General features: G+C 34.4%; 13 protein-coding genes. 6 read left to right on the top strand and 7 right to left on the bottom strand.

What is annotated here, in order from left to right; all coding sequences use genetic code 11:
* The 4 genes from J7604_RS19465 to J7604_RS19450 all read left to right on the top strand — a co-directional run bounded on the left by J7604_RS19465 (position 1) and on the right by J7604_RS19450 (position 3,780).
* Positions 1–1,092 carry a hypothetical protein gene (locus tag J7604_RS19465; RefSeq protein ID WP_293899427.1) on the top strand — a complete coding sequence of 364 codons (1,092 nt, stop codon included), beginning with the start codon at positions 1–3 and terminating at the stop codon, positions 1,090–1,092.
* Between the two features lie 262 nt (positions 1,093–1,354).
* Positions 1,355–2,026, top strand: a complete 672-nt coding sequence (locus J7604_RS19460; RefSeq protein ID WP_293899424.1) for a hypothetical protein — start codon at positions 1,355–1,357, stop codon at positions 2,024–2,026.
* A gap of 85 nt (positions 2,027–2,111) precedes the next feature.
* Complete coding sequence (locus J7604_RS19455) at positions 2,112–3,179, top strand: GNAT family N-acetyltransferase (RefSeq protein ID WP_293899421.1); 1,068 nt, start codon at positions 2,112–2,114, stop codon at positions 3,177–3,179.
* Between the two features lie 76 nt (positions 3,180–3,255).
* Positions 3,256–3,780: a toxin-antitoxin system YwqK family antitoxin gene (locus tag J7604_RS19450; RefSeq protein WP_293899418.1), complete on the top strand. Its 525-nt coding sequence runs from the start codon at positions 3,256–3,258 to the stop codon at positions 3,778–3,780.
* Between the two features lie 39 nt (positions 3,781–3,819).
* Here J7604_RS19450 and J7604_RS19445 read toward each other — a convergent pair whose 3' ends face one another.
* Together J7604_RS19445 and J7604_RS19440 are read right to left on the bottom strand one after the other, a co-directional pair.
* Positions 3,820–4,410: a hypothetical protein gene (locus J7604_RS19445; protein WP_293899415.1), complete on the bottom strand. Its 591-nt coding sequence runs from the start codon at positions 4,408–4,410 to the stop codon at positions 3,820–3,822.
* Positions 4,411–4,983 carry a sigma-70 family RNA polymerase sigma factor gene (locus tag J7604_RS19440; protein ID WP_293899412.1) on the bottom strand — a complete coding sequence of 191 codons (573 nt, stop codon included), beginning with the start codon at positions 4,981–4,983 and terminating at the stop codon, positions 4,411–4,413.
* A gap of 115 nt (positions 4,984–5,098) precedes the next feature.
* Here J7604_RS19440 and gldN point away from each other — a divergent pair, with 115 nt between their 5' ends.
* Positions 5,099–5,932 carry a gliding motility protein GldN gene (gene gldN / locus J7604_RS19435; RefSeq protein ID WP_367113591.1) on the top strand — a complete coding sequence of 278 codons (834 nt, stop codon included), beginning with the start codon at positions 5,099–5,101 and terminating at the stop codon, positions 5,930–5,932.
* Between the two features lie 188 nt (positions 5,933–6,120).
* Here gldN and J7604_RS19430 read toward each other — a convergent pair whose 3' ends face one another.
* The 5 genes from J7604_RS19430 to J7604_RS19410 form a co-directional block, all read right to left on the bottom strand.
* Positions 6,121–7,524, bottom strand: coding sequence for a T9SS type A sorting domain-containing protein (locus J7604_RS19430; protein ID WP_293899406.1), 1,404 nt, complete (start codon positions 7,522–7,524; stop codon positions 6,121–6,123).
* A gap of 19 nt (positions 7,525–7,543) precedes the next feature.
* Complete coding sequence (locus J7604_RS19425) at positions 7,544–8,797, bottom strand: hypothetical protein (RefSeq protein ID WP_293899403.1); 1,254 nt, start codon at positions 8,795–8,797, stop codon at positions 7,544–7,546.
* 258 nt (positions 8,798–9,055) lie between these two features.
* Positions 9,056–10,066 carry a hypothetical protein gene (locus J7604_RS19420; protein ID WP_293899400.1) on the bottom strand — a complete coding sequence of 337 codons (1,011 nt, stop codon included), beginning with the start codon at positions 10,064–10,066 and terminating at the stop codon, positions 9,056–9,058.
* Positions 10,067–10,133: 67 nt separating this feature from the next.
* Complete coding sequence (locus J7604_RS19415; RefSeq protein WP_293899398.1) at positions 10,134–10,436, bottom strand: hypothetical protein; 303 nt, start codon at positions 10,434–10,436, stop codon at positions 10,134–10,136.
* Between the two features lie 209 nt (positions 10,437–10,645).
* Positions 10,646–10,942 (bottom strand): Dabb family protein, encoded by a 297-nt coding sequence (locus J7604_RS19410; RefSeq protein ID WP_293899396.1) that lies wholly within the window; start codon positions 10,940–10,942, stop codon positions 10,646–10,648.
* A gap of 440 nt (positions 10,943–11,382) precedes the next feature.
* Here J7604_RS19410 and J7604_RS19405 point away from each other — a divergent pair, with 440 nt between their 5' ends.
* Positions 11,383–12,768 carry a sigma 54-interacting transcriptional regulator gene (locus tag J7604_RS19405; RefSeq protein ID WP_293899394.1) on the top strand — a complete coding sequence of 462 codons (1,386 nt, stop codon included), beginning with the start codon at positions 11,383–11,385 and terminating at the stop codon, positions 12,766–12,768.

The following is a 12,768-nucleotide window of genomic DNA, read 5'->3' as shown; positions in this document are numbered from 1 at the left end:
ATGCAATTATTGAAAGAACAAAAATGGATTGGAACACCGGTAAATGATCTGTTGTTCATTTTGTCTCCACCCTTCTTTTGCCTTTTGTTAATCGGCGTTTTTCCTGAAATATTTTCTGAAGACAATGAAGTTTCCACATTTCAATGGGTTGTTCTTGTGCTACTTATAGATGTTGCACATGTATACAGCACAATATTCCGCACTTACTTTGATAAAGATGTTTTTACTAAACATAAATTAATGCTTGTAAATACACCAGTTATATGTTTTATAGCTGGTGTAATACTGTATGAATTTGATGCACTGACATTTTGGAGAGTGTTGGCTTACATCGCTGTTTTTCATTTCATAAGACAACAGTATGGCTTTTTAAGAATTTATTCGAGAAACGAAAAATCAATTTTATCTCAAAAAGCAGATACAGTATTAATATACGCTGCAACTGTTTATCCCATTATATACTGGCATTTATCCGGAGACAGAACCTTTGAATGGTTTATCAAAGGTGATTTTATCATTTATAAACAACCTGAAATATTGCTGGATGTGTTAACATGGTGTTACATCGCCATAATTCTCATTTATTTAATCAAGGAAATATACATTTCAGTAATTAACAGACACATAAATATCCCGAAGAATCTTCTCATCGCAGGGACTTTGCTTTCATGGTATGCAGGTATCGTATACTATAACGGGGATCTTACCTTTACCCTTCTTAACGTTGTTTCACACGGGATTCCCTATATGGCTCTTATTTGGTTTTACGGAAGAAAGAAAAAGAAGCTGGGAGTATTTTCAGGCAACACCATCAATAGTTGGACATTCGGCTCATTTGGATTAGTATTATTTATTGTAATCATTTTTATTTTGGCTTATACGGAAGAAGGCTTGTGGGATTCCCTTGTATGGAAAAGCAGGAAAGAAGTTTTCTTTTTATTTAAATTTCTCCCGATGTTAACTGACAAAAATATCCTGGCATTCATTGTTCCTTTGCTTGCTCTTCCACAGCTGACTCACTATGTAATAGACGGATTCATTTGGAAAATAAAAAATGACACGTACAGCTGGAAGGAAACTACATTGAGCTGAAAGCGAAAAGCTTAAAGCAGAAAGTTAAAGGTTGAAAGTTGACACAGATTAAATTATCAATATTCACCTAACAATCAATAGATTGTTTTTATCTACGAGAAGACAGGTAAGTCGCAGATTAATATTCTTCCAATTTTAACATTATGCCTTTTGCTTTAAGCTTTCGGCTTTTCGCTTTTCGCTCCATTCGTAAATTTCCATAAATCCCCTAAACAATTCCCCTTCTAAGTCATTTAATAAGTGAGCTACAGAATCCTTTAAAATGACTTTAAGGTTTATCATATTTATTTTTTCCATTCTGCCATTTTCAGTCCTGGCTCAATGGAGCTTGGTTCCTACACTTACTGTTGGTTTTCCTGTTGGAGAATTTAGCAGAAACAATAATAATATCGGTGTAGGGCTGGATGTAAGTCTTTTAAGGGAGCTCCGAGAAAGGCCTATTAGTATTGGTGTCCAGGCTGCATATTTAACTTTCGGAAGACAACAGTCAAATGAAAACATTGAAACAGCTTTTGGTAACGCTGTAAATGCGAATCTTACCATTAATCATAATATTGCATACTTTCATGGAATGATAAGATTTAAACCATTATGGGCGAGTAGGGTAATTCCATTTGCAGATATTGTTACAGGAGCTAAAACCTTTCTTACATTTGCCAGTGTCAGTGATGATCAGAGTTCAGATTCTCTTAATACAAATTCATCCTTCAACAGCTCATGGGCTTTTGATCTGGGAGCAGCCGGTGGGATTGAATTAAAAATGAATGACAATATATTTTTTAATTTAAAAGGTACTTTTCTTTCCGGTACATCCTTTGATTTCATCAATCAAAGATCTGCTAGAGTTAATGCCTCCAATGACCTTTTTTTTGACAGGAAAAAGATAAATGGCAATCTGCTGATGATTCATGCTGGCCTGAGAATTTTTTTCTGATCTTTTAAAGAGAGAAAAACATTCTCATAGAAATTGAGTTTGAAGGAAAAATCGAATAAATTACCTCTTCCTTATTTCCTCCACCATGATCACTTCAATTGAAAAACATCAGGAAGAAATCTTCCATGATCTGGATTTTAAAATCCTATATTCTTCCTTTGCAACTGAAGATGTGTTGAATATTCTGGAAAGGACATTCTATGGAAGTCATGGACTTAGCTATCGCCATAGAAATATCAGAGAGCGGGCAGGAAAAACAGTCAATCCGCACTTCTTTACACTGTACAAGGGTGATAACCCTATCGGCACCTTCTGCTTATCTGAAAGAATATTAATCAACAAAGGCTATCCGGAGAAAGGATTTTACGGAAGATACCTTTCCATATTGCCGGAATTTGGAAGAAAAGGAATGGGGACCTTATTAAAAGAAAAGGCTTACGAATATATTCGAAAATCAGAGCCAAGACCATTTATAGTATATTCTTATATTGAAGAAGCAAATAAATATTCTCTTAAACTTTCCAGAAAACAAGGAAACAAACCTGCCGGAATCTATGAGGTTCTTAGCTTTAGCAGGTTTAATCCTAAATTCTTTCCAGGATTTTCAAGACTTGAAAAAGAAAGAATAGATGAATTAAAAAAATTATTTAAAGAATATTACAGCGCCTATCAATTGGTAGTACTAGACTATATAGGACGGGATAACAACTATTTTGTAATCAGAAATAAAGGTGAAATAATCGCCGGAGTACAAGCTGTTCCAGCTCATTGGCAGTTTAAGACCCTACCCGGTTTGTCCGGCCTTGCTGCACAAAATATACTACCTTTCATTCCCAAGTTATCAAAGGTTTTTAACCCCAAAAATTATCATTTCATTGCATTCGATTCAGTATATGTAAAACAAGGCTTTGAAAATATTGTCCCCATGCTATTTGAGTCTGTATTGGCTGCATTCAACTGCCATTCAGGCATATATTATGGGGATCCTAAATCACCTATTACTAAGTCCTTTAAAGTTAGTGACAGGGGTTTTCTGAGTAAAATAGAATCCAAAATACAACCAATGATCATGTTATCCTCTCATAACACTCATTCACAATGGCAAACAATGGATAAGGGACTTTTCTATGTTTCTGCTTTCGACCAGGTTTGATATCCATAAAATCTTATATAAGTGAATAAAGATTTTATTAAATTTGGATACAAATTATACTTTAACAAGAAAATTTATGAAAGTAAAACACATTACTATTATCTTTTTCTGTCTTGTTACTTTGAGTTCATGCGAGTGGACAACAAGCAGAAGAGGACGAAGATATGATCCTTCACCGGTGGTACAGAGTGAGTCCAACTATTTCCTGAATGACACCAGTATATATGTTTTCGATTATGCTCCAGGGGACGTTGGAGGCAGCGAAGTTAACTACTATCCTGATGGCAAAATTAAAAGTGAAGGAAACTATAACAATGGCCAGCCTTCTGGTTATTGGAAATTTTATTACGACACAGGCTCAATGAAAAAAGAAGGTAATATCAATAACGGCCAGTTTTCAGGATATTGGAAGTTCTACCATCCAAACGGCAGACTTAGAGCTGAAGGTAACTTTAACAATGGCTTTCAATCCGGATACTGGAAATTTTATTACCCTAATGGAATAATGGAGTCTGAAGGTAATTTTAACAACAATCGTAAAACAGATCATTGGAAATATTATTATGACAATGGCCGTTTATACGCGATCATCCGATATTAAACTTGAAATAAAAAGCCCCGACATGTCGGGGCTTTTTATTTATTTTTTCTTTTGATAATATCTTTCCAAGAATTTCTTTTCCAACTCCTGCTGATCCTGTTCATATATAGTCTGATTTCCATTTTTCACCTTTACTTTATTCTTTGCTGGATCTATAATAGAATCGGTCTTTACAGGTTTATCTTGTAATAATTCTTTTGAGGTATTATGTACTGAGTCTTTCGGGTTTAGTTGTTTTGTAATATCAATAGAAGAATGTTTCATCTTCGATGATCTTTCCTTTAAAGAAACAGCATGATCTTGAATTGGTTTTATTAGTGTATCTTTTTCTTGTACCAAAGTTCTTTTATCAAAAACTGAATCTTTAATTACCTGAAGTATTAAGGCCTTTGGCTTAACCTCCAACTCCTCGTTTCTATGATTATCATATTTATTTATAACATAATAAGATAGTATTGATACAATTGAAACTAAGAGAATAGTTCCACCAATAAACTTAATCCTGTTATTAGATTTACCATTTTTATGCGACATATTATATCTGGCCATGAGTTCAGAGAAGTTCTGACTCTTCTCTATCTCTTCGTCAGAAGGTTGTTTATAATCATCTATAATATCAAAGTCTTTCATTTATCTATAGTTCAAAAGCACTGCAGCTTTTATCTTATCAAGTAACCGATATGTTTTAACTTTTGCATTGTTCTCCGTAATGTTGAGAATATACCCGACTTCTTTGAATGATTTTTCTTCAAAGAATCTAAGCTCTATTAATTGTATTTCTAAAGCGTCAAGTTGCTTCAATGCTTCTGAAAGATGAAATCTCTTTTCATTTAGTTCAAGATCTGATTCACCTTCTATTAATGCATCAGTCAACCTTTCCAAGCCAGTGATTTCAATGCTTACAACTCTCCTTTTATTTTTTTTTCTATAGTACTCATTTACTTCATTCAGAGCAATCTTATACAACCAGGATGAAAAAGGAAATCCCTGATGAATATAATTCTTAAGGTTTGTAAGCGCTTTTAAAAAAACATGTGAAGCAATATCTGCAGAACATTCCTTATCATTTGTCCTCTTATGAATAAAAATATAAACGGGTTTATAATACCGGTTGTAAAGAATGCCAAACTGTTCAGGATCTTTTTTAGCTTTCTCAATAATTGCTTTTTCTTCTTCCTGATTTACCTCTTTATAATTTTCCAAACAGCAATATTTAAATCTAAAAGGAGTTTCTAATGGAATATTAATTTAATATTTTTTTCATTAACGCTGTATCTTTTTTATTTCTTATTCATTACAGGATTCAAACAAACGAAATATGCATATGAAAACCTGTAAATCAAACTACCTAAACAGCAAAAGTTACTTGCTATCAACGTGTTTTATCATTTTTTCTTTTTTTTCCTTTGGACAAAATCTGAAACAAAGATCCTGTGATGCCATGCATAAAAAGACCATAACAAGGGCTTTGGATTTAAGAGAAAAACAGAATGAAGGATTATTTGCCAAAAATTATGAATTGCCTGGACTACTTATTGATGCTGCAAAAAAGAATAAAATAACTGCATATGATAATGACTCTCTGGCTTTAAAATTAACGTCAACCGAATTACAAGAAAGGCTAAAAATACCTTCTGCAGTTCCTTCTATTAATGTCAATAATCCTGCAGATACAGTTGATGCATTTATTGCTTATGGCCCAGACTGGAGATTTCAGATACCGGCAGTTGAAGAGTATCTTGCCAATGATTTGTATCAACTTGAAATTAAGGAGGAAATTATCTTTGATAAAGAGAAATCAAAATTGATATACAATATATTATCTATAAGCTTATTCATACCAGCTGATCACCCGGCCAATATCAAAGGGCTGCAATCTATAGTTGCTTCCTTTAGCTTCGATGAACTAAAAAATAACTTATTTAAAAATAATCCAAAAGCTATTTCGTACAACACTCAAAACGAAGCACAGCATAAAAACCTAGCAGATGCCTTTGAACTCCGGCTTTTCAGCTCATACATCGTAAAGGTTTCCAATGCCAAGGATTATTATCTTGCTGACATATACTCTGACCAAACAAAAGGAATTATGGCATCTCAGTGGGCTGCAAACGAACTTTTGGAATACGAACATCATCTATGGGAATACTGAGAAGTAATAAGTTTTAAGAAAAAAGCGAAAAGCCTAAAGCTGAAAGTTGAAAGTTAACAATTGCCAATCCAGCAATAGTTCATGGCTTTGGATGACATCTATTAAGTTGTAAATTTTAAGATATAAAAAACACCCGGACTTGTTTAAAGTTCGGGCGTTCTTTATTAATAACTTTCTAACTCGATTCTTTAATTAACTAGAAATTTGCCCGTAGAGAACTCTTCGCCATTGTCTGAATTAAAATTATACATATAAGTGCCGCTTTGTAATTCAATACTATATTGAGTTTCCAACGCACCATTGCTAAGATAAATTCTCTTCACATCCTTCCCTTCTATGTCATATATAATAAGGGTGCCTGAGACGTTGCTTTCCTTTTTTATAGTGAAACGATCTGTGACGGGTACAGGATATAAACTTAAGTTCGCCTTGCTTTTAGCACTTTTAGAATTAATCCCAAGAGGAACCGGTACTCCAATATATAACTGAATTGTTAAATCATTACTTATAGTAGCTGAGCTTCCTTTGGTCTCTCCTCTGAAAATAAGATTGTATGGCATTGATCTTTTATGCTTCTCTTCGACATTCATTGTCACCGTTGCCTTATAAAGAGGGCTCTTCAATGCTGTTGAAGTTTCCCTGGCGCTTGCATTAGCTTGTTCAATAGTTATATTAAACACGCCATCTTCATTCTGTAATTCCCCGAAATACTTAAGATTAGCTATACTATTTGCAGTATCTTGAAAGAATACCTCCATTGAAAAAACATTGCCGGGATCCAAAGATATACTGTTGCCAGGAGTTAGACTGTGAGATGATGTTATGTCAAATTTTTGTCCGGATAGTTGATCCTTATTAACATATATCTGAAAGTCTCTGATTACATAACCTATTCTTACTCCACTCCTATATAGTTCAACCATAACAGCAAAATTATACCTTCCTTCAATTGACGGGTTATCCCAAGTAATCTGTCCAGAATAGGGATCAATTTTAAAACCATTAGGAATAAAATAATTTGACACATCGACATTTCTTGCCTGTTTACAGCTAACTAGCTTATAAGCAAGACTATCTCCATTTTGAACATATGCTGAAATGTTATTAGTAAAGGTTTTATTTTTTTCTGCTTGAAAAATAGGAGCAGATAAAAACAACGGACCTGAATATGTGGTTTGACTACCAGAAACTATACTTACAAGTGTTTCAACATAATATGGAGTATTTATAGAATTGGACATATTCTTTATATCTCCGGTTCTATTTGATTCAGTATAGCCAATCTTATAAGTACCTGTGCCCGGAAATCTATGTTGTTCTCCCATGTAAACATTTTCATAGGTATCATCATTTATTAGTCGCTTTGAAGACCTGGGATATTCGGAGGAAGTTCCATCTCCAAAATCTATTGATGCGGTTGGATCATCTACACCTGCATCTACAGCACTTCTATTGGTATATGTAATAAGAGCGACAGAGGCTTTGTCACCAATAATTTGATAAAGTATCTGTCCGCCTTTTATATGAGTTGCAAAGGATTCAACTGCAACCATATTTAATAGGAACACCACTAACAATAAGATTCTTTTCATTTTTTTATTTTTTATTAAATCAGTGCGTAATGGAATTCCAGACTTCTATAGCCCAATCTTTTTCATCCATACTAGCGAAACAGATGGTTGTAAATATGAATGAACCTTCTTCTACTTTTACGGCTTGAAGCAGCCAGTATTCAGCTTCTTCCTCCGCATTCATATAGTAGTAGACATATCCATGGCCTTTTATTTTCTCATCATTAAAAAATATCTTTTCAGCACTTGGATAATCCTCTTCACTGAGCAATGAAGCCAGCATCTCCTCAGGGGTAGTTTCTGCATCGAATGAATAAACTGTATTTCGCACAGTTTTATCGCCAAACCAGAACACTTCCGTTTCTTCATCAAGGCCTGAGTAGAAGAATCCTGGTAAAGTTATTTTCCATTCACCTGCAATATCATACGTTACTGCATTCTTTCTGAATCCAAGAGGGCTTTCTGGAATTTCAACATCTTCCTCACCTGCGAGATATGCTTTAATATATTCCCAATCTTTCTCAGGCACAATCACATCCGGATTCAGTCTTCTTGCTTCTTCAAAACATTTATCAATGATTTCATAAAGCATCATTTCATCATCATCAAGAGGAGCATGCCAGCCACAGTCAGCATTGAGAAGGGCTACACCTGTTCTGACGAGGAAGCGTGCATCTGGCTCTCTATCCCACCAGATAAAAAATTGTTTTCCATATTTTTCTAATTCAGTTAAGTCTTTATTCTGTAGTTCTTCAAACCAGTTTCTGGACCAGAAGCCAAGAGAAGAAGCTACAAAGAAATCTTTATGTGCAACTCTTGGTGTATTAGCAGGCAGAGAAACCAGATATCCTTTCTGATCATCTTTCAGGAATATTGTAGAGAGCATTTGCAGCCATTCAGCCATACATTCCTGCAAATCATTAAAATTTTTATGTTCCTGATATCCTGTTTCATCCCCATAGCTTTCATCATCCGTTGTTTCATTCCAAATCCAGTCTATAGATAAGTCTTTACCGGCCTTTTCAAAAAAGTCTATGAGATATGCGTGATAGCCAGGTCCTACACTATTGGTTTTTGCTGAGCAGAAAAGTGTTCCGTCTTCAACAAATAAGCTTACCGGCTCTTCACAAGGATGAAAGCTTAGGTAAAGTGTATCCTCTTCCAGATCAATTTCAAGAAAAGTAGCAAAAATTCCTTTACTTTCAGCTTCAGTGTAATCTGCAATTATTTGAAGAATTGATTCTGAATCAGTTGTTCCATCCACCTTCCCTTTGATCGAAAATCCTAACCCCATAAAACAAAATTAATTTTAATAATTATAAAATAGTATACGTCTTTTTTACTTTAAACCTTTAAAAATGGTAAAAAAAAACTGTTCATTAAAAGACTATTCAAATATTTTATTCACATATTCAAAGATTTAAAAGTATAATGCTGGAAGGTTACAGTATTTTACCAGCTAACAGTTTTAGACAGGAGATCATTTATAAAAATATAAGGAGCCAACTTTTAGTCAACTCCTTATAAAACTGGTAAGATTGAACAATTTATTTTATTGCATAAATGCCTTATCAAAGGTAATAGTAGGATAATCTAAAACAACTTCAGCCTTTTCACCTATAGTTTTGGTAAGCAAGGCAAAATCCACAAATACAAGTTTGCTCGGGTCTTTAGTATTCGGACCACTTCCTCCAAAATCCCTGTCTAATGTTCTGGTAAAAGAACTATATTTTATGCTAACCAGTTGCCACCCCTTGAAATTTAAAGGAACTTCATATTCATAGGCATCATCCTCAGTATCAACATAACCTTGAGGTACCCCATAAGGAAACTTTGAATCAGAATCGTGCTTCAACGATACCTTCAATTTAGATGTATTGCTTCCAGTCCCGTAAACAAAAACATTCACATAAAAATCTTTAGTTGCAGAAGTTAGAAAATTCTTAGGGATTGTCCTTCTTACTGAACCAATAAAATAATCATTATTATCATCTACTCCTGACAATTTAAAGGCATAATTTCCCTCTATTACCGGGGAAGAAACTTTTCCTCCTACAGTTTTATTCGGGTAAGGACTGTAATACCAATCAAGTTGATTATATTCAAATCCTTCAAAACCACTTCCCATCTCTTTTGCGCCGGGGTAAACTCTTGCATTAGTGATCTTAAAATTCAGCTTATAAGAATCTTTAAACCCAAGAATAGAAAGGGTTGCTTCAACATCCTCGCCTGATCGAAAGAACATCAATTCATCATGAGTACCTAACCACAATGAATTATTTTCATCTATTCTATCACTTAAGCCCGTAATCGTTTTAATAGCTTGTGAAGTCTGTCCTTTTAACGTGATAGTCCAGGTTGCACGTTCACTAAACTGAGCATTGAAAAATTGCTTATCACCAGTTGCAAAATTTACATTGCTCAAGTTAGATGAAAAATTAGAAGTAAGATTAAAACCAACTGGTGCCACTTGGTATTCGGGACCAATCAAATCTTTTTTTTCATTTTGACAAGCACTGAAAAATACCAATAATGGAATTACATAATAAAAAATCTTTTTCATAAGAGTAGTTTTTTGTTTACCCTTAAGATAAAAAAATATAATTAATTATCAAAATAGTACCAAGAAATCAAAAAAGCATATCTTTATCCATTCTCTTTTTATCCTTTCTCGCTTCTTCCACTCCACGCTCACTTTTGGGAATTTCAATAACGCTGCCTGATTTTTCATCGGCTTTCCTTCTCTTCTTTTCGAATTTCACATTTTCTTTAGCGTGTTGCTTATCAAGATTCTGCTCCGACTTGGATCTTTTCTTCAAAGCCTTCTGCTCGCTTTTTACGCGGTCTCCCGTATCATTTCCTGAGCTATTACTATTGCATCCCCAGGAAAATACAGCCACAATAACTACAAAAGAAGCGAATATCCTTTTCATACCTTCACCCATTTTAAATTCAACATCAGACAGATCAAAAGGTTAATCTCCTCCCTTATATTCCCTTAGAAAGGTACACTCAAAATCAGCTATGACCGCAATGAGAGCTGTAGGGGTTAAATATCCAAAATACCCTTAAATCAAATAAAAAAAGCTCCTCGTTTTGAAACCTGAAGAGCTCTTTTCATTAAAAGCAGAATATTTAAAAGTTACTGAGCATCGTAAATGACTACTTTCTCAAAATACTGTCTGAATTCTTCTAGAAATGCCTTATGTACCGGATGTACCTGATAAACATCATGACCTGCAAGGTCATCAAATACTATCACTAGTGAAAAGGTATATGTTGTATCTACAACTGGTCTGCTAATAGGAGCTGGAGTTCCTACATACATAGACTTAACTGTTTCCACTTTAACAAGAGAATCAAGACCGGCACGGAAAGCCTTCTTTTGATCTTCAGTAGTATCGGCTTTCAGCCAGAATAAAACGTGATGGGTAAGCATTGAATGATTTTTTAAAATATATCCGCAAATATAAATTGGTCAAATTAAAAAGCCAGAATTTTTATATCGCTTTAAAGTCAATCATTTTTCAATGTGTAAAAAAGACTGATAATCAAATCAGTACTAAAACCACTTAATCAATTAATTTTCAATACAAAACATCAAAATCACCCTCACCAAACTCAAAAAACAATACAACAAACTAATTTTCAACAAATTAAATAAAAACATGTAAAATAAAATTGTCCTATAAAGAATCTCGAAAACCACATAATAAATTGGTTAACAATACCTTTTGTTTATTTTAATTAATTTTTACTATTTGATTACAATTTTTGAGAACTACCTCTCTTTCCCAACAATTCAGTAGTTGGTATACTGAGACATTTTATTGAATTCAAAATTTTTCTAATGAATGAGACTTGAATAATGTTCATGCCATGAAAACAACCTATATAAAACCTAGTGCATGGTATTATAATTTCGCTAAAGAGGAATCTAATGATGCTCAAATTATGGATTCAATAAAGCCCAATGGGGTTGATATCTTTGATTGGAACGATTGTCATGCTTCGATGCCAGGAGTAATTTCGTTTAACTCTTCCAGTTCTGTTGAAGAAATTTATTCTTTTATTGAAGGCAGAATAAAGGAAGGAAATGATCAGATTATTGCAATAGCTTTGGACGCATCAGGATTAAGAACTGTTAAATCCTGGCATCTTTTAAGAGCAGGAGTTTCAGATATCCTACACTGGGAAAAACCTGCTGTTGCTGCAGAAATGGTAGCCTCAAGAATCAAACGATGGCATTCAGTAGATAGCCTTATCAATTCGTCTATTGTCAAAAATAGTTTAATAGGTAAAAGTCGGATATGGAAATCTGTACTAAGAGAAATTGTAGAGCTTTCTGTCTATACTTCTGTTCCTGTATTAATTCTTGGAGAGAGCGGAACAGGTAAAGAACTCATTTCAAAACTAATTCATACACTGGATACAAGAAAAACCAAAGGGAATCTGGTTCTTGTTGATTGTACTACTATTGTGTCTGATCTGTCAGGTAGTGAGTTTTTCGGACATGAAAAGGGTTCCTATACAAATGCCATTTCAGCGCGAGATGGTGCATTTGCTTTAGCAGACAAGGGGACACTATTCCTTGATGAAATAGGCGAACTTCCTCTAAATCTTCAACCCGAATTACTAAGGGTAATTCAGGAAGGCACCTATAAAAAAATTGGAAGCAATATGTGGAAGGAAACCGAATTCCGACTTGTTTCTGCAACTAACAGAAACATGTTGAAAGAAATTGAAAAGGGACATTTTCGCCAGGACTTGTATTATAGAATTTCCGGTTGGATATGTCATCTCCCGCCATTGCGAGAACGGCGCGAAGACATCCCATTATTGGTCAATCATTTTTTAAAAAAATGCCTTAAAGTGGAAGAACTACCCCCTATTGATAATCTTGTATATGATTTTCTGCTGACGAGAGACTATCCTGGAAACATCAGAGAACTTCATCAACTGGTAAACCGAATTGCTATGAGATACGTAGGCAATGGCCCTATTTCTGTTGGAACAATTCCTGAAAGCGACAGACCTTTTCCGGATTTTCACAAAAAGGATTCGGAAAAAGATGATATGGAAACATTTATACGAAGAGCTTTATTGCAAGGCATGAATTTAAAGGATATCAAAGAGTCTGCTGCCGAAACAGCTATAGATCTTGTAATAAGAGAAGAAAACGGGAACCTTCAGAAGGCGGCATCCAAGCTCGGTGTTACTGACCGTGCCTTACAGCTCCGCAAGGCTTCCTCTTCTAATAAATAA

Source organism: Sporocytophaga sp., from assembly GCF_017745095.1.
GTDB lineage: Bacteria > Bacteroidota > Bacteroidia > Cytophagales > Cytophagaceae > Sporocytophaga.
The sequence above is the reverse complement of the archived record's forward strand: the minus strand, read 5'-3'. Positions and strand labels throughout refer to the sequence as shown.